Annotated in this window: 24 protein-coding genes; 13 read left to right on the forward strand and 11 right to left on the reverse strand. The window is 64.5% G+C overall.

All coding sequences use genetic code 11. From position 1 onward, the window contains the following. Nucleotides 1-339 (reverse strand): hypothetical protein, encoded by a 339-nt coding sequence (locus tag BM348_RS03260; RefSeq protein WP_092901887.1) that lies wholly within the window; start codon nucleotides 337-339, stop codon nucleotides 1-3. A 668-nt stretch (nucleotides 340-1,007) separates the two neighbouring features. Here BM348_RS03260 and BM348_RS03265 point away from each other — a divergent pair. After that, nucleotides 1,008-1,712, forward strand: coding sequence for a DUF1405 domain-containing protein (locus BM348_RS03265; RefSeq protein ID WP_092901890.1), 705 nt, complete (start codon nucleotides 1,008-1,010; stop codon nucleotides 1,710-1,712). A gap of 18 nt (nucleotides 1,713-1,730) precedes the next feature. Here BM348_RS03265 and BM348_RS03270 read toward each other — a convergent pair whose 3' ends face one another. The 3 genes from BM348_RS03270 to BM348_RS03280 all read right to left on the reverse strand — a co-directional run bounded on the left by BM348_RS03270 (nucleotide 1,731) and on the right by BM348_RS03280 (nucleotide 5,432). Next, entirely contained in the window at nucleotides 1,731-2,099 is a 369-nt protein-coding gene (locus BM348_RS03270; protein WP_092901892.1) for a DUF7344 domain-containing protein, read from the reverse strand. A 218-nt stretch (nucleotides 2,100-2,317) separates the two neighbouring features. Further along, nucleotides 2,318-2,518, reverse strand: a complete 201-nt coding sequence (locus tag BM348_RS03275) for a hypothetical protein (RefSeq protein WP_092901895.1) — start codon at nucleotides 2,516-2,518, stop codon at nucleotides 2,318-2,320. A 166-nt stretch (nucleotides 2,519-2,684) separates the two neighbouring features. Then, on the reverse strand, nucleotides 2,685-5,432 hold the full coding sequence (locus BM348_RS03280; protein ID WP_092901898.1) for a valine--tRNA ligase: 2,748 nt from the start codon (nucleotides 5,430-5,432) through the stop codon (nucleotides 2,685-2,687). Nucleotides 5,433-5,779: 347 nt separating this feature from the next. Here BM348_RS03280 and BM348_RS03285 point away from each other — a divergent pair, with 347 nt between their 5' ends. After that, the gene (locus tag BM348_RS03285; protein ID WP_092901901.1) at nucleotides 5,780-6,130 is read left to right on the forward strand and encodes a DUF7344 domain-containing protein; all 351 of its coding nucleotides are present in this window, start codon (nucleotides 5,780-5,782) and stop codon (nucleotides 6,128-6,130) included. Between the two features lie 9 nt (nucleotides 6,131-6,139). Here the strand turns inward: BM348_RS03285 and BM348_RS03290 are convergent, their stop codons facing one another. Next, nucleotides 6,140-7,081, reverse strand: a complete 942-nt coding sequence (locus tag BM348_RS03290) for an HFX_2341 family transcriptional regulator (protein WP_092901904.1) — start codon at nucleotides 7,079-7,081, stop codon at nucleotides 6,140-6,142. Between the two features lie 508 nt (nucleotides 7,082-7,589). Between BM348_RS03290 and BM348_RS03295 the strand changes: the two genes are divergently transcribed. Together BM348_RS03295 and BM348_RS03300 are read left to right on the forward strand one after the other, a co-directional pair. Continuing rightward, nucleotides 7,590-8,999: a cytochrome ubiquinol oxidase subunit I gene (locus tag BM348_RS03295; protein ID WP_092903576.1), complete on the forward strand. Its 1,410-nt coding sequence runs from the start codon at nucleotides 7,590-7,592 to the stop codon at nucleotides 8,997-8,999. Continuing rightward, on the forward strand, nucleotides 8,992-9,966 hold the full coding sequence (locus BM348_RS03300) for a cytochrome d ubiquinol oxidase subunit II (protein WP_092901908.1): 975 nt from the start codon (nucleotides 8,992-8,994) through the stop codon (nucleotides 9,964-9,966). The genes BM348_RS03295 and BM348_RS03300 overlap by 8 nt, the downstream gene beginning before the upstream one ends. Nucleotides 9,967-10,090: 124 nt before the next feature. Here BM348_RS03300 and BM348_RS03305 read toward each other — a convergent pair whose 3' ends face one another. Together BM348_RS03305 and BM348_RS03310 are read right to left on the reverse strand one after the other, a co-directional pair. Further along, nucleotides 10,091-11,566, reverse strand: coding sequence for a sodium:solute symporter family protein (locus BM348_RS03305; protein WP_092901911.1), 1,476 nt, complete (start codon nucleotides 11,564-11,566; stop codon nucleotides 10,091-10,093). Then, entirely contained in the window at nucleotides 11,563-11,784 is a 222-nt protein-coding gene (locus BM348_RS03310; protein WP_092901914.1) for a DUF3311 domain-containing protein, read from the reverse strand. Before BM348_RS03310 ends, BM348_RS03305 begins: the two co-directional genes overlap by 4 nt. 178 nt (nucleotides 11,785-11,962) lie before the next feature. Between BM348_RS03310 and BM348_RS03315 the strand changes: the two genes are divergently transcribed. After that, nucleotides 11,963-12,883, forward strand: coding sequence for an ArsR/SmtB family transcription factor (locus tag BM348_RS03315; RefSeq protein WP_092901916.1), 921 nt, complete (start codon nucleotides 11,963-11,965; stop codon nucleotides 12,881-12,883). 180 nt (nucleotides 12,884-13,063) lie between these two features. Further along, nucleotides 13,064-14,494, forward strand: a complete 1,431-nt coding sequence (gene dnaG / locus BM348_RS03320; RefSeq protein ID WP_092901919.1) for a DNA primase DnaG — start codon at nucleotides 13,064-13,066, stop codon at nucleotides 14,492-14,494. Between the two features lie 200 nt (nucleotides 14,495-14,694). Here the strand turns inward: dnaG and BM348_RS03325 are convergent, their stop codons facing one another. After that, nucleotides 14,695-16,020: a DUF92 domain-containing protein gene (locus tag BM348_RS03325; RefSeq protein ID WP_092901921.1), complete on the reverse strand. Its 1,326-nt coding sequence runs from the start codon at nucleotides 16,018-16,020 to the stop codon at nucleotides 14,695-14,697. Between the two features lie 166 nt (nucleotides 16,021-16,186). Continuing rightward, on the reverse strand, nucleotides 16,187-16,447 hold the full coding sequence (locus tag BM348_RS03330; protein ID WP_092901924.1) for a hypothetical protein: 261 nt from the start codon (nucleotides 16,445-16,447) through the stop codon (nucleotides 16,187-16,189). Nucleotides 16,448-16,595: 148 nt separating this feature from the next. Here BM348_RS03330 and BM348_RS03335 point away from each other — a divergent pair, with 148 nt between their 5' ends. Then, a complete protein-coding gene (locus tag BM348_RS03335) occupies nucleotides 16,596-17,201 on the forward strand; it encodes an undecaprenyl diphosphate synthase family protein (RefSeq protein WP_092901927.1) in 606 nt (201 codons plus the stop codon). A gap of 22 nt (nucleotides 17,202-17,223) precedes the next feature. Here the strand turns inward: BM348_RS03335 and BM348_RS03340 are convergent, their stop codons facing one another. After that, nucleotides 17,224-17,457, reverse strand: a complete 234-nt coding sequence (locus BM348_RS03340; protein ID WP_139231131.1) for a hypothetical protein — start codon at nucleotides 17,455-17,457, stop codon at nucleotides 17,224-17,226. Nucleotides 17,458-17,591: 134 nt separating this feature from the next. Continuing rightward, nucleotides 17,592-18,527: a polyprenyl diphosphate synthase gene (gene uppS, locus BM348_RS03345; protein ID WP_092901933.1), complete on the reverse strand. Its 936-nt coding sequence runs from the start codon at nucleotides 18,525-18,527 to the stop codon at nucleotides 17,592-17,594. Nucleotides 18,528-18,673: 146 nt separating this feature from the next. Here uppS and BM348_RS03350 point away from each other — a divergent pair, with 146 nt between their 5' ends. From BM348_RS03350 to lwrS, 6 genes are all read left to right on the forward strand, one after another. Beyond that, nucleotides 18,674-19,078 carry a DUF5778 family protein gene (locus tag BM348_RS03350; RefSeq protein ID WP_092901935.1) on the forward strand — a complete coding sequence of 135 codons (405 nt, stop codon included), beginning with the start codon at nucleotides 18,674-18,676 and terminating at the stop codon, nucleotides 19,076-19,078. Between the two features lie 486 nt (nucleotides 19,079-19,564). Further along, complete coding sequence (gene ahbB, locus BM348_RS03355) at nucleotides 19,565-20,737, forward strand: siroheme decarboxylase subunit beta (RefSeq protein ID WP_092901938.1); 1,173 nt, start codon at nucleotides 19,565-19,567, stop codon at nucleotides 20,735-20,737. A gap of 3 nt (nucleotides 20,738-20,740) precedes the next feature. Continuing rightward, nucleotides 20,741-21,433, forward strand: coding sequence for a precorrin-2 dehydrogenase/sirohydrochlorin ferrochelatase family protein (locus BM348_RS03360; RefSeq protein WP_092901941.1), 693 nt, complete (start codon nucleotides 20,741-20,743; stop codon nucleotides 21,431-21,433). After that, nucleotides 21,430-22,764: a glutamyl-tRNA reductase gene (gene hemA, locus BM348_RS03365; RefSeq protein WP_092901944.1), complete on the forward strand. Its 1,335-nt coding sequence runs from the start codon at nucleotides 21,430-21,432 to the stop codon at nucleotides 22,762-22,764. Before BM348_RS03360 ends, hemA begins: the two co-directional genes overlap by 4 nt. A 57-nt stretch (nucleotides 22,765-22,821) precedes the next feature. Continuing rightward, nucleotides 22,822-23,103, forward strand: coding sequence for a 4a-hydroxytetrahydrobiopterin dehydratase (locus tag BM348_RS03370; protein ID WP_092901947.1), 282 nt, complete (start codon nucleotides 22,822-22,824; stop codon nucleotides 23,101-23,103). A gap of 40 nt (nucleotides 23,104-23,143) precedes the next feature. After that, nucleotides 23,144-23,518, forward strand: coding sequence for an LWR-salt protein (lwrS, locus tag BM348_RS03375; protein WP_092901949.1), 375 nt, complete (start codon nucleotides 23,144-23,146; stop codon nucleotides 23,516-23,518). The last annotated feature ends 121 nt before the right edge of the window (nucleotides 23,519-23,639 follow it).

Below are 23,639 nucleotides of genomic sequence, written 5' to 3' on the forward strand. Positions count from 1 at the left end.
CTACTCGAGCAAATCTTCCTCGACCCGACAGCCACAGGGGTAGGCTGTGTGATACGCCGGAACGAGTTGCACGACGGCGGCAACCGGCAGGCCACACTTGGGGCACTCGGGCTGAGAGGACGGTGGGTCGTCGGTCACCCAGACGCCGTGGTTCGTCGCAACGAGCGAGACGCCGCGCACCTCGAGGCGGACTTCGACCGAATCGCCGCCGGTCTCGAGCAGTCGGGCGAGCGCTTCGGGGTCGAACTCTCTGCCGAGCTGGTAGGCGTCTCGAGGAATGCCCTGCTTCTCGAGGGTGCGGACGATGTCCACGACCAGATCGTCGGTCGAGACGGTCATCGCTCGCGCCTCCTCTCGAGTGCGTGTTCCGCGTTCGAGGATGCGTTCGTCGTGGGTCGTGGTGCGTGCGCAGCAAGTGGCGGTACTTGGGTTCGATTCGTCTGTCGGACGGGATGTTTAAGCCCGCGGAGAAGATATCCAATCATGGCAACCGATCCTCTAACGGGTTGGAAGCCACGTCTCGGGTGCTGTACTCACCCGGGGCATTTCAATACGTATGCCCCCTTGCCGTGGAGTGTATGGCTTCCGTTTGCTGCAACGTCCTGTAGTGTCATATAACTACTGTTTCAGAGGAGGAATAATGTCGTCTCGCGGCTTCGGTACTCGAGTTGTACGATAAGGGCCGTTGCTGTATTCTTGAACACTACTACTGCTGGCAACTATGATTTCCACACCGCTCACGGGTCACTCCGTTCCCCGTTCACATTTCGAGATCCGAACGGAGTGAGGATCTCGCACTCCCCAACCGATTCGCTCGTTCGCACACTCACTCGCTCATCCCTCGCACAGCTTTCGCTCGCGGGTCGCGGTTCGCGACCCGCTCTCGAGCGCGCGCCACCGCACGTGGCTTTGCTGGTAGCCGGTAGTCCCTAAAATCGCCCGGGCTGGGAAAGTGAAACGACCCGCGACCGCTATCGTTTTGGGGGTGCCACCCATCGCGTCGGACGATGACAGCGACGAGTCGGTTGCCCGACCGAACCTCACTGCCGACGTATTTCGCGCCGGTTCCAAAGGTTCTCGAGGATCTCGGACTGCGACTGGCGTGGGTCGTCGTCGCGATCAACCTGCTGGGGACCGCGTTCGGCTTCTGGTACTACAGCGGGCAGTTCGCCGAGACCGCGGCGATCATGTGGCCGTGGGTGCCGGACAGCCCGCTGGCGACGCTGTTTATCGCGCTGGCGATCGCCTGCTGGAAGCTCGGGCGCGAACAGGCCTGGCTCACCGCGCTCGCGTTCGTCGGAAACATCGTCCTCGGGCTGTGGACCCCGTTCACCCTGCTGGTCTTCGCCGACGCGTACGCGGGGCTGCACTGGGCGATGTACAACTTCCTGTTCTGGAGCCACCTCGCGATGGTCGTTCAGGCGCTCGTTCTCTATCGCATCACCGACTTTCCGCTTTACGCCGTCGCCGTCGCGGCCATCTGGTACGGCAGCAATCTCGTCGTCGATTACTTCGTCCCGATCGTCGGCGACCCACACCACACGACGATTCCGGTCGCTCGAGACACCGCGATGTTCCTCGAGGCCGACGCGCTGGGAGTCATCGCCGCCGGCGAAGTGACGTTCACGTTCGCCGCCGTTTTCCTCGCGCTGGCGATCCGGATCAAGCTGTGTGAACTGGGCCGGCTCGAGCGCGGGCGAACCGAATCCTGAGCGCTCGAGAACGGCTGCTCACTCGCGGGAGTGGACGAGGTCGTCGGTCTCGGCCAACTCGAGGTAAGGGTCAAGCCGATCGCAGGCGGGTAGTCGCTCGACTCGTTCGGTGACCGGATCGTACGAGACGACCTTCGCTTCGACCAGTTTCGGCAGGTGGATGTGGTGCAGTCCCGTGCTGATGCGCTCGCGGTCGTCCGGACGGTGGGTGCCCTCGCGGTGGGCGATCCCGTCGGCGAGTTCCTCGATCGACACCGCCCCGACTCGCCGGGAGAGAAAATACAGCGCGTGGCGTCTCCGTCGGTCGAGCAACAGGTCGAAGATTGTGTTCGGCGGGAGGGACCCGTCGCCGCTTCCTTGCTCGGCGTTCGTGGTATCTGAGTTCATGGCTTGCTATACTCGGCTTACGCGGCGGCTTGCGAGGAGGTATCTCGAACCGACTTCAGCTGAGCACAGTACTCGATTGGGAGACGATTCTATAACCTTTTCCCAACCCCCATCGCTCCCTGAAAGTAAGCCCTGCGTACTCGTCCCTTCTCTCCTCGAGACTATCGGAGCACGCTTACTCGGCTGATTCCCACCGTCTCAGCGTTCGTCGCCGTCTCTCAGTCTTCTTCGTCGCTCGCCGCCGACCGGCGCTCGATCCGGACGGTCCAGTCGGGGACGGAAGACGGTTCGGAGACGAACACCCACTGTCGCTCGATGGGGACGCCGCTCGCGAACGCCTCGAGGACGAGCGACTCGAGGTTCCGCTCGAATTCGGTAATCGCCTCCGCAGTGTCTTCGTCGTAGTAATTTGCTGCCATAGCACCATCGGTGTACGACGGATCGTACACTTCGCTATTCTAGCTAGCCCGAGAATATAAACTCGCCGTCAGGAACGGCTGATAGACGGCGTCGCTGACGGATCGGGGAACGCGGTCTTCTCCATGCGCAGTTACGACAGAAACGTCGGGTTCGGCTTCGGGGAGCCTACTCGTCGTGGTCGACGATGATGACCGCCGATTCGGTCTCGAGCATCTCGCCGTCGCCCGAGTAGGTTCGCTCGAGCGAGACGTCGAACAACTCGTCCTCGAGTTCTTCGCCGGCGACGCGCAAGACGCCCGCATCGTCGTCGATCTCGTACTCGCCACTTTCGATCCCCGCGTCGATGTCGCCGACCTTCGAGCCGTATTTCGGCCCGAGCGTCGAGTAATCCAGATCGATCGAGGCGATCTCAGTCGTGATCTCCGGTTGCTCGTCGAGCACCTCGAGGTCGGCGACGTGCATCACGTCCCGGACCGCGTTCTCGAAGCCGGAAATCGACCCGTAGACGGCGACGGCCTCGAGCTCCTCGTTGAGCGGCAGCTGGCGCTCGCTCTTGTAGCGTCTGAGCGCCGAGATGACCTCAGTGGCCGTCTCGCCGGCCGCGAGGTCGGCGTCGTACCCGCGCGGTTCGGGCCAGTCTCGCCGGTGGATGCTCTCGAGGTCGTCGCCAGCGGTGGATCCCGCGTCGCCAGAATCCGACCCTGCGTCAGCGTCCCCAGCCGCGTCGCCCGCGTAGATCGCCTGCCAGATCTCCTCGGTGACGTGGGGGAGGATCGGTGCCCACAGCTCGAGGAAGGTCCGGTGGGCCGTTCGCAGCGCGTACTGGGTCGATGGGTTGTCCTCCCGGGTCTTCGCGATCTCGAGGTAGTCGTCACAGAAGGTGTTCCAGAAGAACGTCCGCAGGCGGTCGCGGGCTTTGGCGAACTCGTACTCCTCGAGATAGTCGGTGAGGTCGACGATTGCGTCGTCTAACTCCGCGAGCAGCCACCGGTCGATCGCCTCGAGTTCGGCCGGTTCGTCGGGCTCGCGCGGCGCGAGCGTGTCGACGAGCTTCGAGGCGTTCCAGAGCTTCCGGAGGAGCTTCTCGCCCGCCCGGAGGTCTTTCTCTTGGTAGGGAAAGTCGTCGCCGACGGCGGCGTTTGCCGCCCAAAAGCGGATGGCGTCGACGGGGTACTCCGCGAGCACGTCGTCGGGATCGACGACGTTGCCGCGGGACTTGGACATCTTCTCGCGGTTCTCGTCTAACACGTGGCCGTTGATCAGCGTCGCGTCGAAGGGCACTTCGCCGGTGTGCTCGTAGCACTTGACGATTGTGTGGAACAGCCAGAAGGAGATGATGTCGTGGCCCTGCGGGCGCAGATCGAACGGGTAGAGTTCGGGGTTGTCCATCTCGAAGGACTCGCTGTCTTCGTCCCAGTCCCAGCCCGCGTTGATCAGGGGCGTGAGCGAGGAGGTCGCCCACGTGTCGAAGACGTCCTCTTCGGGTTCGAACGCGTCGTTGCCACACTCGGGACAGCTGTCGACCGGCGGCTCGTCCGAGAGCGGATCGACGGGTAAATCGGCCTTCTCGGCGATGATCGCGTGGTCGCAGTCCGTACAGTACCAGACAGGGAACGGGATCCCCGAGTCGCGCTGGCGGGAGATCAGCCAGTCCCACTCGAGGCCCTCGATCCAGTGGCGATAGCGGGTGAACATCTTCTCGGGATACCACTCCATCGCCTCGCCGGCCTCGAGGTACTCGTCTGCGTGGTCTAGGATCTCGACGTACCACTGCTTGGAGACGCGGTACTCGACGGGGGTGTCACAGCGCTCGTGGACGCCGACGTCGTGGACGATCTCGCGCCGGTCGCGGAGGTATCCCGCGTCGTCGAGGTCCTCGACGATGGCCTCTCGAGCCTCCTCGGTGGACAGGCCCTCGTAGTCGCCTGCGAGGTCGGTCATCGTCGCGGTCTCGTCGATCGCGACCCGCAGCGGCAAGTCGTGGGCCTGGTACCACTCGATGTCGTTCTGGTCGCCGAAGGTACAACACATCACGACGCCGCTGCCCTTCTCCATGTCGACGCGGTCGTCTTCGATGATCGGAACCTCGTGGCCGAACAGCGGAACGCGCGCCGTCTCGCCGACGAGGTCCCGATTGTCCTCGTCGTCGGGGTGGACGAACACCGAGACGCAGGCCGGGAGGAGTTCGGGTCGAGTCGTCGAGATGACGAACTCCTCGCGCGGTGGGTTCTCCCCGGTGAGTTCGAACCCGATGTCGTTGAAGTGCGCGTGGCGCTCGTCGTCTTCGGTCTCGACCTGCGAGATGGCGGTCTCGCACTCGGGACACCAGATCGCGGGCGCTTTCTTGCGGTACTCGCGGCCCTTCTCGTAGAGGTCGATAAAGGAGAGTTGCGAGATGCGCTGGACGCGTGGCTCGATCGTCTTGTAGGTGTGATTCCAGTCGATCGAACAGCCGAGCGACTGCATCTGCTCGGTGAACTCCGCCTCGTACTTCTGGCAGACTTCCCGGCAGCGTTCCTGAAACTCCCGGCGCTCGAAGTCCTGGTGTCGGATGTCCAGATCGGCTTCGGTCAGGCGCTCGCTCGCGATGCCGTTGTCGTCGTACCCGAACGGGAACAGCACCTCGCCGTCGTACATCCGTCGGAAGCGGGCGGCGAAGTCCTGCAGCGTCGAGCCGTAGAGGTGGCCCATGTGCAGGCTCCCCGACACCGTCGGCGGCGGGGTGTCGATGGCGTAGACGGTGTTCGGATCGCGCTTCGGATCGCCGTCGTAGGCGTAGACGTCCTCGTCGACCCACTGGCGTTGCCAGCGCGATTCGACCGCTTCCGGCTCGTACCCGCCCTCGAGGTCCGGCTCTTCGAACGAGCGTTCGCCGTCCGCGCCGGACTCGGAGTTTGGGGTCTCCGCGCTCATGCTCTCACCGCCCGCGTCGGGCGTCGTCGATGCTGTCGGTGGCGCTGTCGTCGAAATCGCAGTCGGTGTTCGAACATCGGTAATACCAGTCGTTACTCGCCTGAATCCAGTCGCGAACAATACATCCGTCGAAACGGGGTAGAGAGGTGGGCCTAGGACGGCCCTACGAAAACGGCCGCCGGCGGATCGGTGACCCCTCGACGGGTCCTGCAGGCGGTATCGGCCATACGCGATACGTCTGGGTCCGACCGAGTTATGTGTTTCGCGTCCGATTCCCGCCGGAATCGATCCCCCCACTCAGCGATTAGGGGCAACTATTGTATAGGAGATAGCCATAAGTAATTCGTATGCCTTCCACCGACGGCCAGTCGATCAGTCGGGAAACAGCCTACAGCATCCTTTCGAAATCCCGGCGACGACGACTCCTCGCACTGCTTTTCGAACGCGAAGAGGGATCGCTCGAGACGTTCGGCCGAAAAATCGCGGCCAAAGAGTGCGACGAACCGCCGAGTACCGTTCCGGAGGGGATCTACACTCGGGTCGTGACGGCACTGGTCCACTGTCACATCCCGCGTCTCGTCGACCACGGGCTGGTCGAGTACGACCGGGAGACGCGAACGGTATCGCTCGAGGCGGCGGCTCGGGACCGGTTCCCGTTTCGGCTCACGCAGGGGCAGTTTTTTCCCCCGGCGAACTGACGGGATCGATCACTCTGAGAGCACGTCGTTGGAGTGGGATCGAACCCACAGTTCGCCGATCCGCGATAAGCGCGTCCGGTAGGACTTGCCGTGTTCTTCGCGCTCGATGTATCCCTTCCCGCCCGGGCCGAGTCGGTCGACGTTGTAGATGACCTTCGAGCGAAAGCTGTCGGTGTACTCCTCGTTTAGCTCTCGAGCCAGCGCCTCGGCCAGTTCCGAGACGGAGTCGAACTCGCCGTCCTCGCCGAGTTTGTAGAGGATGAACTCCTCGAAGGGCTTGACGTTCGAAAACGACGCCACCGGGAGTTCGACGATGTGCGAGCCGTCGATCTCTTTCGCACCGATCGTCGTCCCCCGCTCGTCGAACTCCGCGAGCAGGTCGCGAGCGCTCTCGAGTCGTTCCTCGATCCGGTCGTCGTCGACCGCCGACGGGGACCGTCCCGCGTCGGTTCGGCGGGTGTCGTCGGCTTCCTCGAGGAGTTCCTCGAGCAGCGTCGCCTGCCGGCGCAGCTCCTCGGCGAGTTCGGTCTCGAGGTACTTCTCGGGGGCCGTATAGTAGGTGTGGATCTGCTCGCGTTCCTCCTGGCGCTCGACCATCAGCGAGTGGGCCGCGTTCGCGAACGCGAAGCTCACGGTCCGGGGCATCGCGGCGATATTGACCCAGACCTCGTTTCCGCAGTCGAGCTCGTTCGTTATCAGGTCGTAGGCCTGCTCGAACGCCGCGTCGTAGTCGTAGACGTTCTCGAGGACGAACCGATCGGTGCTCGCGCCGAGCAAATTCTCGAAATCCGCCTCGAGCTTGCTAGAGAGGTGTCTCGAGTACTCTACGTTGGCCTCGCTGCCGACCGCCCCCTCGAGGAGGACGACCCGGTCGACGTCGATCTGATCGCGGACCAGCGGCGCGATCAGCCGGTCGTAGTCGAACCCGACCGGGACGATGTGCGTTTGCATACGCTATACTTCGTCGGCGGCGTTAAGAATCCCCGGAGGTTCCGTCGGCGACGGTGTGAACCATCGGGGCTCGAGCGGTCGCCGTCGCGGGGGAAGACGATGCACGCCGGCTCAACCTTGCGTGAAAAGCGGGTATCAGCTCACCGTCGCGAAAAAAGCGGGTACCGCTCCACCGTCGCAAGAAAAGCTGGTACCGGCCCCACCGATAGCTCGAGTCGGCCGCTCGAGCGCCGGACGCGAGAACGTCTTCGACGCTGAACTGTCTTGCATCCACGTATTTTCATTGGGGAGGAAACGATTCCGTCGATTTCCAGGCGACGGGAATCGACTCGTGACTGATTGAAACGGCCGCCGAACTTCCGCTGATGGCTCTACCACGCGTCCCGCCGGCACGCCGCTTGAGGGGAGTGTCACTGCGGCCGGGTTCGGCCGCGCGTTGTGCCGCGTTCGAACCCGCGCTTGCGAACGGGCGGGCCCTCGTCACCGAGTTCCCGTACGGGTGGTCGCGATGATCGATCCCGTCCTGGCGAGTCGCCTGCAGTTCGCCGTCGCGATCACGATCCACATCCTCTTTGCCGCGCTGTCGATCGGCCTCGGGCCGTACCTGGTGTATTTCACCGTCCAGGAGGTCCGGACCGGAGAGGAGCGCTACCGAAAGCTCAGGGAGTTCTGGACCAACGTCTTCGCCGTCGGCTTCGTGATGGGGACGGTGACCGGCATCCCGATGGGCTTTCTGTTCGGCACCAACTTCTCTGCGTTCTCGACGGTCGCGGGGGAGCTCATCGGCGGCCCGCTCTCGTTCGAGGCCAAGATGGCCTTTTTCCTCGAGGCGATCTTCCTCGGAATCCTGCTGTTCGGCCGCGAGCGGGTCTCCGGCTGGTTCTACGCGCTCTCGTCGTTTTTCGTCGCCCTCGGCGCGTGGCTCTCGGCCTTCTGGATCCTCGTCGTCAACTCGTGGATGCAGACGCCGCGAGGGTACGAACTCGCCAGTCACGACGGCACCGAAATCGTTCAGATGACCGACCCGCTCGCCGCGTTTTTCAATCCGCGATTCCCGTGGATGTTCGTCCACATGCAGAACGCGGCGATCATCTCGGTCACGCTGCTGGTCGCCGGCGTCGCCGCGTACTTCCTCTGGCAGAACCGCGACTCGGAGGCCTGGCAGACGGCGTTTCGAGTCGCGATCGTGGTCCTGATACTCACCTCGGTCTTTCAGGTCGTTCAGGGCGATATGTACGGCGAGCACGTCGCCGAGACCCAGCCACAGAAGTTCGCCGCGATGGAAGCCCAGTACGAAACCGAACGCGGCGCCGACTTGCATCTCATCGCGGTCCCGACGACGCTCGATGGGTTCACCGATCCGCGGGCCGACAACCTCTACAAGGTAAGCATCCCGCACCTCGCGTCGTTCCTCGCCAGCGGGGGTGATCCGGGGGCGGAGGTGACCGGGCTGAACGACATCGAGTACGAGTCGCCGCCGGTCGCGATCGTCTTCTGGTCGTTCAGACTCATGGTCGGGCTCGGGTTCTGGTTCGTCGGCCTCGGCGTCTGGGGGGCGTACAACCGACTCCGGGGCAAACTGACCGAGAGCCCGCGATACCTCCTCGCGATGATGCTCTCGGCACCGCTCGGGTTCGTCGCGCTCGTCACCGGCTGGTACGTCACCGAGATCGGTCGCCAGCCGTGGATCATCCAGGGCGTGCTCCGGACGAGCGACGGCGTCACGCCCGCGCTGAACGGGCTCGAGGCGACGCTCTCGCTCGTCGGCGTCACCGTCGGCTACCTCGTCTTGCTCGCGCTCTTCCTGTACATCGGTCGAGGGATCGTCGCGTCGGAACGCGAGGACGTCCTCGAGCGATCCGGTCCGACCGACGAGCCGGATCGCCCCGATCCGACGGAGGTGACCGCGGATGACTGAGCCAGTTTCGACCCCCGCCTACGCCGTCGCGTGGCTCCCGGAGGCGTGGTTCTGGCTGCTGTTCGGCGTCCTCGCGATCTACGTCGTCCTCGACGGGTTCGACTTCGGCGTCGGGCTCATCTATGGAACTCGAGAGAGCGAACGCGAGCGCGAGACCCTCCACGCCGCCTTCGGGCCGATCTGGAAGGCCAACGAGGTCTGGCTCGTCCTGTTCGTGACGGTCCTGTTCGCGGCGTTCCCGAGCGTCTACGCGAACCTCCTCTCGCGTCACTACCTGCTGATCTTCCTCCTGCTCTTGGGGGTGATCCTGCGGGGGATCGGCGTCAAACTTCGCGAGGAGCGCGAGGGCGACCGCTGGAAACGCTACTGCGATTACGCGTTCGTGGCGGGCAGCGTCGTCTCGCCGGTCGTCCTCGGCGCGTTCGTCGTCCAGTGGGTGTTCGGCGCGATCCCGCTCGCCGTCGCGGTCGCCGGCGGCGTCACCCTCCTCGGACTCTGTTTCGTCCTCGGCGCGACGTTCCTCGCGGTCAAAACGACCGATCCGCTCCGGGCGGAGATGGTGACCTACGCGACCAGTTCCACGCCGGTCTACGCCCTCTGGTTCGCCGCCACCGGAGGCGTCCTGTACGCCATTGGAAGCGCCGCCCTCGAGGTGGTCGCTCTCGCCGCGGCGGCCACCGCGGTCTGTTCGCTCGGGGTCGTCGCCGGCGCTCGACTGGACGCCGACCGCGGCGCGTTCGGATCGGCGGCCGGGCTGGCGGTCGTCTTCGTCGGCTTTCTCGCCGTGCAGTTGTACCCGATGATCGACCCCGCGGCGGACCTCTCGATCGCCGACGCGGTCGTCGCCCCGATGACGCTTCACATCACGACGATCATGGCGGCGATCTTCCTCCCCATCGTGGGGGCGGGATTCGTCGTACTCTACTCGGTGTTCGAAGGCGTCGCCGATCCGGAAGACGGCTACTGACCTCGAGCGGATTCTTCTGGATTGGCTCGAGCGGTTTCGGTTCTGAATCGACTTCAGCAGTTTCGATTCTGGATCATCTCTCTGCGGGTGCTTCTGAGTCAACTCGAGTTCTCCAACCGGCCGATCAGTCGTCGCTCGAGATGTCGAAGTATCGTGATCGGCGGTCCGCGACGGTCGAGGCGGTCGCCCACGAGACGGCGACGGTGAGCGCGGCCCCGAGGAGCATGCCGACGACGCCGGCCGTCCACCCCGCGTAGCTCCCGGGCAGCGGTGGGACGAACAGACTCGAGAGGTAAAACGCCTGACTCCCGGCGATACCCGCGATGAGGCCGGATCTGGTCGTCCCGCGCCAGTAGAGAGCCAGTATCACCGGCAACGCGAGTTGCGCGAATCCGCCGAAGGCCGCATCCCCGAGTTCGAACAGCGTCGCGGGGTTGTAGAGGCTCGCGAGGAAGGTCGCGACGGCGAAGCAGACGACGCCCGCGCGGGCGATCAGGTCCTCGCGTCGATCCGAGAGGTCGGCCTCGACAAACGGCCGGTAGAGGTCTCGCGTGAAATAGGACGAGCCCGAAAGCAACATCGAGTCTGAGGATGACATCATCGCCGCCATCGCGCCGGCGACGACGACCGCGGCGAACCAGACCGGCGTGTACTCGTTCAGGACGACCGGGAGGATGTTCCCGCTCTCGCCCATCTCGAGGCCGAGTCCCCGCGCCCAGACGCCGAGCAGGAACGACGGGACGAAAAGCAGGACACAGAGGATCGGCCAGAGCGCGAACGAGCGTTTGACGACCCGTTTGGACCCCGCGACGAAAAACCGCTGGTTCACCTGCGGGAACATCGCGACGCCGAAGCCGATCGTAATCGCCGTCGAGAGCATCCACTGTGGCGTGTAGTTGGCGCTGCCGAGCGCGAGGAACTCCGCCGTCGCCGGCGAGTCGCCGAGCGTTCCGGTCGCCGCCTCGAGGCCGCCGACGGCGACGAGCACCCACGCGAACGCGAGCCAGGTCGTTACGAGCATGAACGCACCCTGGAGCGTGTCGGTCCAGGCGACGCCGCGAAAGCCCGCGACGACGACGTAGCAGATCATAAACACCGTGAGCAGTCCGGCACCCATCGCGTAGGATACCGCGCCGTCGGTCAGCGCCTCGAGGGCCGTCCCAGCGCCGACCTGCTGGAGCATGACGTACGGAAAGAGCCAGACGAGGCTGATTCCGGCGACGAGTCCGCGGAGGCCGCTCGAGGCGAACCGGTCGCCGAGCATCTCCCCGAGCGTGACGTAGTCGTAGCGCTGGCCCAGCAGCCACTGTTTGTAGCCGACGACGTACCAGAGGACGGCGAAGATGATTCCGTCCATGAGTCCCATCACGAGGATCCACTCCGGGCCCCACGCGTAGGCCATGTTCGGCCCCGCGAAGAAGGTGAACGCAGAGAGCAGCGTCGCGAAGGTCGTAAACAGGAGGACGACGGTCCCGACGGTTCGACTCGCCAGGTAGAAGTCCTCGGCGGTCCGGTCGGTCAGTCGATACGCGAGGAGACCGATCGCCAGCGCGAGCAGCAGGTAGCCGACGATGATACCCAGTTGGATCGCGAGGCTCACGGGACATCACCCACGTCGGCTTCGATTCCGATCCCCCACGCGCGCTTCGTGAAGACCCAGAAGACGACCGCGGTGAGGATCATCCACCCGACGTGCCACCAGAGCCAGATCGGAAGCCCGGCGACGACGGTCTCGTTCCCCCAGAGGAACCACGGTACCGAGAAGACGGCGAGGCCCACCCCGACGACTCCCCACCCGACGAGTTCGATGCGACTCATTAGCACACTCTCGAGCCCCCGCGTTGGTAATAGTTTCTATTCGATACCGCAGGTCGAAGAGATATTTTCACACAATCCGAGGAGGCGGTCCAGTCGTGCGATTTTCGAAGGTGAAATCCCTATTTCAGGTAGGAAAAGGAGTATAACTGTTGGCGAGAGAACCCTATCTGAGACCACGATGGCCCGACTGTTCCCCCTGCGATCCGACGCTCAATCCGCCGGGGACGAACCGCGGGTCGTCGACCTCGAGGACGAGGACGCCGACGCAGTCTTCGGCGCGCTCTCTTCTTCGACCGCCCGCGAGATCTACTCGAGGCTGGCCGAGGAACCCGGCACCCCGAGCGACGTCGCGGAGGCGGTCGACTCCTCGATCCAGAACGTCCGCTACCATCTGGAAAAGCTCGAGGACGCGGGCCTCGTCGAGGTCGTCGACACCTGGTACTCCTCCCGGGGCAACGAGATGAGCGTCTACGCGACTGCCGACGGGCCGCTGATCGTCACGAGCGACGAGTCGACCGCCTCGAAGGTTCGGACCGCCCTCTCGCGGTTTCTCGGCGGAGTTGGCGCGCTCGCGGCCGGAAGCCTGCTCGTCCAGTACGGCCTCCAGCGGTACGCGACGCCGGGGATCGGAGCCGACGCGGGAGCCGCGGGGGGAAGCGACGGCAGTTCCGGCGGCGACGCCGGGGGCTCCGGCGGGGACGTCGAAACGATGGACGATCGGTCGGGCGACGACAGCTCCTCGAGCGATGGCGGAACGACGAGCGACGATTCGACGGCCGACGGCGGAGACGGCGGCGAAATCGGAGCCACACAACACGACGGCTCCAACGGAAGCGACGACACAGGCGGCGAGACTGGCTCCGCATCCGGCGATGGGAGCGATACCGTCGGCACCGCCGACCACACGGGCGGTGGCCCCGGTACGGGCGAACACGAGGTCGCCGACGACGGGGGCATCCTCGGTGACGTATTCGGCGACAATGTGGCCGAAACCGTCGACGCGGTGTTCTCGAGCGTACCGCCGGGATTGCTCTTTTTCCTGGGCGGACTGTCAGTGCTGATCTGCGTGACGGTCTACTGGTACTGGCGGTCCTACTGATCGACGCGTCGACCGCTGGCAACCGAGCGCCGTCGGAATCACAACCGCGTGATAGAACCGGACGAACGGAGTCGAACGCCGCCGGGAATCGAGGTCAACAAGTATTTGCCGTCGTCGGACGTACGTTCGGGTAACGAGTCTCCGAGCCTCTGAACGCGTCTCTCGCGGGGCGGATCTCCAATGGAAGACACGTCGAAATATCTCATCCACGCCGACGTCACGGCCGAAGGGGTCGTCGAGCGAAGCGACGTCGTCGGGGCCGTCTTCGGCCAGACCGAAGGGCTCCTCGGCGACGAACTCGATCTGCGCGACCTCAAACAATCCCAGAAGGTCGGTCGAATCGACGTCGAAATCGCAAGCACCAACGGCCAGTCACACGGCACGCTGACGATCGCGACCAGTCTCGACAAGGTCGAAACCGCGACCCTCGCGGCGTCGCTCGAGACGATCACCCGCATCGGCCCGTGTCGTGCTACGCTCGAGATCACCGGGATCGAAGACGTCCGGGCGGCCAAACGCAAGGAAGTCGTCGACCGGGCGAAAGAGCTCTTGCGGACCGGATTCGACGACTCCGTGATGACCTCCGAGGAGATCCTCACGGAGGTCCGCCAGAACGTCCGCATCGAGGACATCGCCGAATTCGAGGGGCTGCCAGCGGGTCCTCGAGTGCAAGATAGCGACGCGATCATCGTCGTCGAAGGCCGGTCCGACGTGCTCACGCTGCTGAAATACGGTGTCAAGAACGCGATCGCCGTCGAGGGAACGAACGTCCCCGAGGCGGTCGCGGAACTCACCACCCACCGAACTGTAACCGCCTTCCTCGACGGAGACCGCGGCGGCGACCTCATCCTCGAGGAACTGGCGCAGGTCGGCGAGGTCGACTACGTCACCTTCGCGCCCGCGAATAAATCGGTCGAAGACTTAGACCACCACCAACTGTTCGCCGCGTTGCGCAACAAGGTCCCCTACGAGACCATCTCCGAACTGAACGAACCCCAGGAGGCCGTCGCCGCGACCGACGGGAGCGCGAAACCCGCACCGCCGGTTCCGAGCCGAACCGAGACGGAACCGCTCGAGGGCGACGACCAGCAGACGACAGAAAGAGGGCGAGCCGAAACCAGCGCCCGTCCCGACGGCCTCGACGCAGAGGATGCCGCGGGATCGAGCGCGCCGCCGGACGGCGTCGCCGAATCGCCGACACCCGCGAACACGACCGGGGATGAGGCCGACGTGAAAACCGCCGCGACGACGACCGAGTCGGCGACGAGCGAACTGACCGAGAGCGCATGTGACGGGGAGAGAACCGTCTACGAGCACGCCAACGAGGTCGTTCGCGAGCGAAGCGGTACCGTTCGCCTCATCGACGCGGACGGAGACGCACTCGAGACGGCCCCTGCAGACGACGCCTACGAAACTCTCGAGGGAAGCGAGGACGAACCGACCGCGGTCGTGCTCGACGCGGTGCTCGAGCAGCGACTGCTGGATCTGGCGACCGACCGCGGCGTCGAGCGGATTATCGCTCGAGCGCTCGGCGAGTTCACGAAGCGACCGACCGCGGTTCGCATTCACGCCATCGACGAGGTGGCAGAGAAACCGCCGGATCGGGCGTAATCGCAGGGAAATAGCTCCTGATCGAGCGTGGCCGACGGCGAACAGAGCGAGAGCGGAAACGCTCACCGAACGGACGCATCCTCAATTTTCACGATTTCGAGTCGGCGGTCCCGCTCGCTCGAGGGAGCCGATCGGTGAACGACGACTGCAAAGCCGTTTGCTGCGTAATCCCGCACGACAGCAACTTCGGCCGCTCGAGATCAGGCGAGCGCCGCCATCGACAACACGATCAACGCGCAGAAAATCGCTCCACTGAGTGTCGCGAGGAAGTTCACGCCCTGGTTGCCGAGTCTCGTCCCCTCGAGAGTCGCCCCCAGGACGCTGTCGACGAGCATCCCGACGAAGCCGGCAGCGGCGATGATCGCCGCGCCGACCGCGCCCACTTCGGTGAAAAAGCCGAACGAAAGCGCCGCGACGATCGCCGAGCCGACGAAGCCGGCGAGGGTCCCCTGCCAGGTCACGCCGCCGTCGGTTCCGGGGTCGACCGGCTCGAGCGTCGTGATCAAAAGCGGCTCGTCGAAGACGCTCCCGACCTCGCTCGAGAGCGTGTCGCTCATCGCGGCGGCGACCGATCCCGCGAAGGCGAACAGAAACAGTTCGGACTCGGCGGGGACTATCTCGGCGGAGCTGGCAGCGTAGCCCAGCACGGCGGCGAGGCCGACTGCGGAGTTGCCGAGCACGTTTCCGCTGCCACGAGCGCCGGCGTTGTCCTCGGCGACGCCGCGACTCTCCTTCTCGTCGTATCGAAACTTCGTCGAGAGCCCGCCGATGCCGAAAAAGGAGATGAGGACGACGAACCAGCCGTACCCGCCGAGGACGATGGTCAACAGGCCGAGCAAGACGCCGGTCAGCATCCCGGCGATCGAGGCCGTATCGAGCGCGTAGGAGACGTAGCCGAGCGCGATCGTCACCGCGAGGGCGGCGAGGATCTCGACCGGCCCGATCGCCGTCTCGAGTTCGGCGAGCAACCAGAGCAACAGGCCGACCGACAGCATGATAACCGGATCGTCGTACAGCAGGAGAACGTCCCGCAGTAGCGCCGCGAGGAGAACGCCGCTGGCGGCCAGAAAGAGGACCGCCGGGAGCGCGGACTCGAGCGAGTCGCCGGTGATCGAGATCGTCGCGATCTGGCCGGCGACTCCGGCGACGGCACCCCCGACACAGAACGCGGCGACGGAGCGGACCCCCTGGTCGAAGCGACGGCGAGCGAGTCGCTCCGCGAGGTTGCCGTAGCCGACCAGCACCACCGTCCCGACGAGCACGGAGACGGGCATCGAGAACGCCGTGGTGAAAAACCCGAGGATGCCGGCGCCGAAGACGAAGGCGATGACGCCGTAGAGGCGGCCGTCTTCGTAGTCGTCCGGATACGCCAGGAGGTCGAAGAGTCGACCCTCGGTGACGACGAGCGCGCCCAGAATCACCACCGAACCGAGTATGAGCCCGATCTCCGGCCCGAAGAGCGGAAGGACGAGCGACAGCGTCGAGAGCACTGCGAATGCGCCGGCTCGCCAGACGGGTGCTGTCACGATAGCAGATCCTTTCTGTGGGGTTTACTTTAAGGTTCCCGAACCGACGTAGGCGGTGAAATAAACCGATAGAGGGCGGTTCCAGTCCGATTTCTTCGCGGACGTTTCGAGCAGGGACAGGGAATCACGACGGAATCTGAACGTCCTCGAGTGGCGCTCGAGCTACTCACCGCGAAAGACGTCCCAAGACGTACCGTCGAAGGGGTGACGGAACGGCCCCCTCGGCTACGATGTAGAGCCCGAGACCGACCATCGCCACCGCGGCGGATGATCCGAGCAGGGCGAGAACGCCGGAAACGTGGTCCTGCGTGAACGCAGATATCGTTCCGATGCCCAGATAAAACCCGAGTGGGACGGCCAGAAGCAAGATCGCGAGCGTGATACCCGATCGGATCACCGACTCGACGACGACATCGGAGCTACCCATATCGATACTCGAGTGTCATTCGAGATAATAGTTGCGACCAGTTCGGGAACCGGTCACGGTAGCGCCGAAGTCACCGCCACCGTGCGGGGACGAATCGGTTCGTGAGCGAACCCGAAACCGGTATGCATCTCGCGGGAAAGGTCTAGCTGTGGGACTGTACGAGCGATACCTGACACACCGGATCGGTCGCTACGACGCCGACGGTCCCGACCACGTCGCGCTCGTCATCACGGAACGCGACCTCTTAGAGGAGGACGCCTACGAGACGCTCTCTGCGTTCTTCGAGTGGGCGTTCGAGTACGCGAACCGCGTGACCGTCTACGTCAGCGTCCTCGACGCCGCGGCGGTGCCGACGCTTCGCAACGACCTCGAGACGATCGAAACGCCTCGAGAGAGCGCGGTTCGCGGGCCGGACGACCGAATTCCCGCGGACGCGCCGATCCAGATCGGCATCGGCCTCGGCGGCAAACACGAGTTTACGAGCGCTGTCCAAACGCTTGCGACTGGCGTCGACGAGGGCGAACTCGAGCCCGAAGATATCGACGACGAATCAGTCGAAGAGCACCTGATCTTCCCCTCCGAACCCGACCTCGTCATCAAGACCGGCGCCGAGCGGCTCTCGGATTTCATGATCTGGCAGTCGGTCTACTCGGAACTGTACTTCACCGACGTCAACTGGCGCGATTTCAGACGGCGAGACTTCCTCCGGGCGGTCCGCGAGTTCCGTAACCGCTCCCGCCGGTTCGGCGAGTAGGATTCGGCGTCCGCAAGCGCCGTTATTTATCCGAAGAGCGATCGATGCGCTCGAGGTCGACGTACGACCGAAACGTCAGGACGACGCCGATGGAAAGCGACGCGAAGAACCCGCCGATCAGGGCGAAATCGGCCGGTCGGTACTGATCGGCGGCGTCGCTCGGGTGCTGTAAGACACCGGTGACCAGAAGGTATCCCAGTCCGATGACGCCGAGCAGGGTCGCCGCGAGCCCGATCGCGAAGAGTCGCCGATCCATCCTGTCCGGTCGTTTCGCGTGTTGGCGATTCAACGTTTCGATCGGTAACCGGCGCCGGCTCCCGACGCTTCGGACTCGCATCGATTCGGGCCGCCGTCGTTGGATCTAGTCCGCGGCCGGTCCACCAACTCGAGTCAGTCCGCCGCCTGTCCGCCGGCCTCGAGCCCCTCTGTCTCCTCGTCTTCGTCGGGCCGTTCGCCGGTGGGAAGCGAGTCGCGGAACCGATCGACGATCGACTTCGCCTCCGAGAGTTCGGGCTCGCTGACGGCACCGAGCAGCGCGAGGGCGCGGCGAGCGCGGGTGCGACGCCAGGAGGCCTCGCGGTGCTCGTAGGTGCGGATCCCGCGGAGGAAGTCGGGTTTGGAGAACTCCGGCCAGTAGGGCGTACAGAAAAAGACCGCGGCCTCATTGCCGTTGGCGTGCCATGGCAGGAAGTTCGAGGTCCGCTCGTCGCCGCCCGTTCTGATGATCAGGTCGACGTCTCTGACTGTCCGATCGTAGAGGCGCGATTCGATCGTTTCGACGTCGATCTCCTCGGGTGCGATGTCGCCTTCGTCGACGTCTCGAGCGACGCTTCGGGCGGCACTGAGCAGTTCCGTGCGCCCGCCGTAGGCGAGCGCGATGTTGAGGACGAACCGATCGTGGCCGCGGGTTCGCTGCTCTGCGTACTCGACTGCGTCCTGTACGCGCTCGGGAAGTCGCTCGACGTCGCCGAGGACGCGGATGCACACCTCGTTGTCGTGAACGCGGTCAGCGTCGGCGAACTCGTGGAGTTTCTCACGGAGGAGGTCGAACAGCTCCTCGTTTTCCTCGTCCGGTCGATCGAAGTTCTCCGTCGAGAAGGTATAGAGGGTCAGTTCCTCGACGCCGACGTCCTGACACCACTCGAGGACGCGCTCGGTCGTTTTCGCGCCGGCGCGGTGGCCGTCGGGTGCGTCGTCGCCGTGCTGGCGCGCGTAGCGCCGGTTTCCGTCCTGAATCACGGCGACGTGGGTGGGAGCGCCGGAGATTTCCCTCGAGAGGAGTTGCTCGTAGGCCCGGTCGACGCGTCGGCGAAGCCACCGCTTCATCACCTTTTGTGAGGGGGCCGGACACTATGTGTCTTGTGTGGTAGTCGGAACCAATGATACGTGTGATAACTGTTTTATACCGAGCGAGTAACCCCCCGATCCTCGAACCGTGACGGCTATGAGTCCGCGGGGGTTCGTCTCCGCCAATGACAGACGCGATCGACGACGACCTCTACCAGCGGACGAAGGCGCTGCTCGAGCCGGGCGACATCGATCTCAACGCGACCGTCGTCCACACCGACTACGAGGGGCAGGAAGACGTGAAGATGATGCAGGCGACGATCGACGTCGGCGACGTCATCGCCGAACACGCGGGCTACGACCCGAAAGACTGCTTCGTCTACTCCGGCAACGACGACACCGACTTTTCCTCGAACCAGCATCAGGGGCTGACCCTGGACGGCGAGGAGTTCGTCTGGGAGTGCCAGCAACTGCTTCGAAACGGCAGCTTCGACATCGTCATCTACTACGAAGCGAGCGCGGACCACGAGGCGATTCTGTCGGACGTTCGCGACCTCGGATTCGACGTGACCGGCGTCGAAGGCGAGTGAATTCGGGTAGCAATTTTGGCGATTACATTTAATTCTTAGTAGATGATGGGTTTGGCTGCTGAATACGGGGTTTAGTCAGCAACTTGCAGATAGCGTGCTGAGTAGTGAGTTACCGATAGGCCCAAAGCCACATAATACCAATTAGAACGTAGCACAGTCCAAAACCTGCAAAAAGTAAATTATCGCTCAAGACGCCGATCCCTACTTGAATAAGACCACCGACAATCATCAACGGGAGCAGCTTCTGGGCGCGCCCTTGTTGCACATACTGTCATCAATCTATAGGTATATGATTCGTTTGATCTCCGTGTTTTCCACTCCGAGCTACCGCCAGATGGCGATTAACCAGTGACCGACTTGCGTCCGCTATTCAGCACAGCTGTTGAAACCAATCACCAGCCGAGGGTTTCAACAGAACCATTTGGGTGGCAATCATTCACGTACAGTGCCGATTGGCTTATGTGACGCGACTCCTGACGAACCGATATGAACGCGGTTTCGAGCGTCGATCTGTCGGAGCACGAGCGGGCGGTCGTCAACGCCTTTCAGGGCGGATTTCCGGTCACCGAACGGCCGTTCGAACCCGCCGCGTCCGCCATGCGTGATCGCGGCGTCGAGACGACCGGCGAGTCGGTGCTCGAGACGATTCGCGACCTCGACGAGCGGGGCGTCCTTTCGCGGTTCGGGCCGCTGGTCAACGCACAGGAGATCGGCGGAGCGGCGACGCTGGTCGCCATGCACGCCCCCGAAGAGCGATTCGACGAGGTCGTCGAGGCCGTCAACGACCGCCGCGAGGTCGCGCACAACTACGAGCGCGAACACCCGCATCTGAACGTCTGGTTCGTCGTCAGCGTGGCAGAGCGCGAGGCGCGACGCGCCTCGGAACGGGCGAACGGCGAAGCCGTGAGCAGTCGCGTCGAGGAGGTGCTCGCGGAGATCGAAGCCGAGACCGGACAGGAGACCTACAACCTCCCGAAACGACAGGAGTTCCGCGTCGAGGCGAAGTTCTACGTTGACGGGCCGTTCGGGACGAGTGTCGGCGACGAAACCGACCGAACCGCTCCCGAAGCGGCCAGCGGAACCCGCGGGATCGACTGCTCCGGCCTCGGTCCCGACGTGTCCCCGAGCGGTAGGGATACGCTCACGCCGGCAGAACGCGACCTGATCCTCGAGGTCCAGGGCGGTCTTCCGCTGACGCCGACGCCGTACGCCGACGTCGCGGAAACGATCGGGAAAGAGACCTCGTGGGTGCTCGAGACGATACGGCGATTCGTCCTCGAGGGGAAGATCCGTCGGGTCGGCGTGGTTCCGAACCACTACGCGCTGGGGTATACAGAAAACGGGATGACCGTCTGGAACGTGCCCGACGACCTCGTCTCGACTGTTGGTCCCGAAGTGGCCAGTCTCCCGTTCGTCACGCACTGTTACGAACGCCCGCGCCACGAGGGCGTCTGGCCGTACAACTTCTTCGCGATGACACACGGCCGGAGCGAGGCGGAGAGCGAGCGTCGGATCGAGCAGGTCAGGGAGACGATGGCCGAACACTGGGACGTCGAAGACGACGACTGGGACACGCTGTTCTCGACTGAGATCCTCAAGAAGACCGGCATTCGGCTGGCCGAACGAGCCGATGCGAACACGACCCAGGACGCCAACTGAGAGATGATTCCACTGCTACACGACTTCACGGACGTTCCGGTCCTCGTCTTCGGCGGTGGCCGTGTGGGGGCGCGGAAGGCCCGTCGATTCGCCCGGGAAGCGGACGTGACCGTCGTGAGTCCCGAATTCGCGGACGAACCGTTCGCTCCGGACGAAGCCGACGATGCCGAGTCTACGGCCGGAAACGTCGACTTCGTCCGCGCCGAACCGGATTCCGACGCGGTCGCGGAGTGGATCGACCGTCTCGAGCCGGCGCTGGTCGTCGCCGCGACCGACGACGAGACGGTCAACGAGGCGGCCGTCGAAACGGCCCGCGAGAGGGGGATTCTCGTCAACCGGGCGGATCGAGCCGGCGAGCGCGATCCCGGGAGCGTCGTCGTACCAGCGACGGTCCGGGACGAACAGGTCGTCGTCTCGATCTCGACCGGCGCCACCGCACCGGCGCTGAGCAAGCATCTCCGACGGGAACTCGAGGACACGCTCGAGGGCGCAAGCGAGATGGCAACGGTGCTCGCGGCGGTTCGAACGGAGCTCAAACGTCGGGGAGTTCCTGCGAATCGGCGGCGAACCATCGTCTCCGACGTCGTCTCCGATTCCGCGACTTGGACAGCTTTACGTACTGGCAATTCGAACACTAGCCAAGTGATCGAGGACGTGCTGGACGATGAACGTTCGAGAGGGGGTGATCCGCGGTGAATTCGGCTGGCGTCGTCACCGGCGCGCGGATCACCCACGAGAGCGGGACCGTCGACGACCTGGCGGCCGCGAGTCCCGAGAGCCAGCGGCGTAGCGTCGCCGACTTCCTCTCGGTTCCCGAGGTCGAGGAGGCGCTGGTCCTGTCGACGTGCAACCGCGTCGAGGCCTACGTCGTCACGACCGACAGCGCGGTCGGACGGGCGGCGATCGGCGAGTTCTTCGACGGGACCGACGACGACGCGCTCGTCTGGTCGGACCACGACGAGAGCCTGAAACACCTGCTTCGCGTCGCCTGCGGGCTCGAGTCGGTCGTCCTCGGCGAGGACCAGATAATCGGGCAGGTCCGACGCGCCTACGAAGACGCTCGAACCGCCGGCGGGATCGGATCGCTGCTCGAGATGGCCGTGACGAAGGCGATCCACGTCGGCGAGCGCGCGCGGACGGAGACGAAGATCAACGAGGGGGTCGTCTCGCTTGGCTCGGCGGCGGCCAGGCTCGCGACCAGCGAGCGCTCGCTCGAGGGGGCGACCGGACTCGTCGTCGGCGCCGGCGAGATGGGGCGACTCGCCGCCCGAAACCTCGCGGAGACGGGCGTCTCGGAACTCGTCGTCGCGAACAGGACGGTGTCACACGCGACGCACCTGATCGAGGAACTCGACGTGGACGGACGCGCCGTCTCGCTCCAGTCGCTCGAGACGGTCGCCGAGCGCGCGACCGTCATCGTGACCGCGACAGGGAGCGACGAACCGCTGCTCGATCGACGCCACTTCGGCGATAGCGATCAGGTCGTCGTCGACCTCGGACAGCCGCGCGACGTCGACCCCTCCGTGGCCGGATTAGAGCCGGTGACGGTCTTCGATCTGGACGACCTCGAGACGGTCACCCAGCGAACCCAGGGCAAGCGTGCCGAGGCGGCCGCGGCGGTCGAAACGATGATCGAACGCGAGTTCGACCACCTCCAGAGTCAGTACAAACGAGCGCGGGCCGACGACGTCATCGGGACGATGTACGAATCCGCAGAACGGATCAAAGCGCGGGAACTCGAGACCGCCGTCTCCCGGCTCGAGGACGCAAAGGGCGGCGAACTCACCGACGAACAGCGCGACATCGTCGAATCGATGGCCGACTCGCTCGTGAGCCAGCTCCTGGCGCCGCCGACCAAGAGCCTTCGAGAAGCCGCCCAAGAGGACGACTGGCGGACGATCAACACCGCACTCCAGCTATTTGATCCGGACTTTGGCTCCCGCGATGACGGTGGCGAGCACGGAGAGCGCCCCCAGTCGCTGTTCGGCGCTGCGTCCGGTCCGATCGGCGCGACCGACGACGACTGACCTGCGGCTGTCTCGAGCGGCACAATCGTTATTTTTCTGGCTCTCGTTCGATCGCCCATGGCCGACCTCTTATCCGACGACGAGATCAGCGACCAGTTGCCCGAAGAGTGGGACCGCGATGGCGACGAAATCGTCCGCGTCTACGAGTTCGACGACTATCTCGACGGCGTCAACGCCGCCCAGATGGTCGGCGAAATCGCCGAGTCGCAGTTTCACCACCCCGAGATCATCATCCGGTACGAGGAACTCGAGGTTCGACTCACGAGCCACGAGGAGGGTGGAATTACGGATGCGGACATCGAGATGGCCGAACTGATCGAATCCGAACAGTCCGCCTGAACCGGGGGAAAACCGTTTCGACCCGGACCGAGGCCCACAGATGGAGGCTCAGTACGTCTTCGGCGTTCGCGTTCGCCTCGAGCCGGACCGCACAGATGTCTCCGTCGACCCGGCGACAGTCGAGACGACGATATCTGTCGCGGCCGCCGAACCGGGGACCGACGGCTGGCGCTTCTTTCGCGACGTCCTCTGGCACGGCGAACTCGCAGACCGCGAGTACGGTCGCCGGCTGGCCGCAGACTGGCTCGAGCACGCGGCCGAAATCGACGCCGTGGACTTTCGTGAGCTTCGGACCGACGAGGCGTACCTCGAGGCGCTCCGGACCGAAATCGAGGGCGACCTCGAGGTGTTCAACGCCGACAGCGCCCGCGAGGCCCTCTCGAAGTACCTCGGCTCGAGCGTTCGAGTCGAATGAGACGAACGGCAGGGCCGAGTGGGAAGCGCGACTGGTCCGAGTGAGGAGAAATCGGCTCGAGTGGACGGATCACCCAGATCTGGCGAGGCGAATCTGAACCGCCGGTCGTCGACCTGTCGGT

This window comes from Halostagnicola kamekurae (assembly GCF_900116205.1).
In the GTDB taxonomy this organism is placed as follows: domain Archaea; phylum Halobacteriota; class Halobacteria; order Halobacteriales; family Natrialbaceae; genus Halostagnicola; species Halostagnicola kamekurae.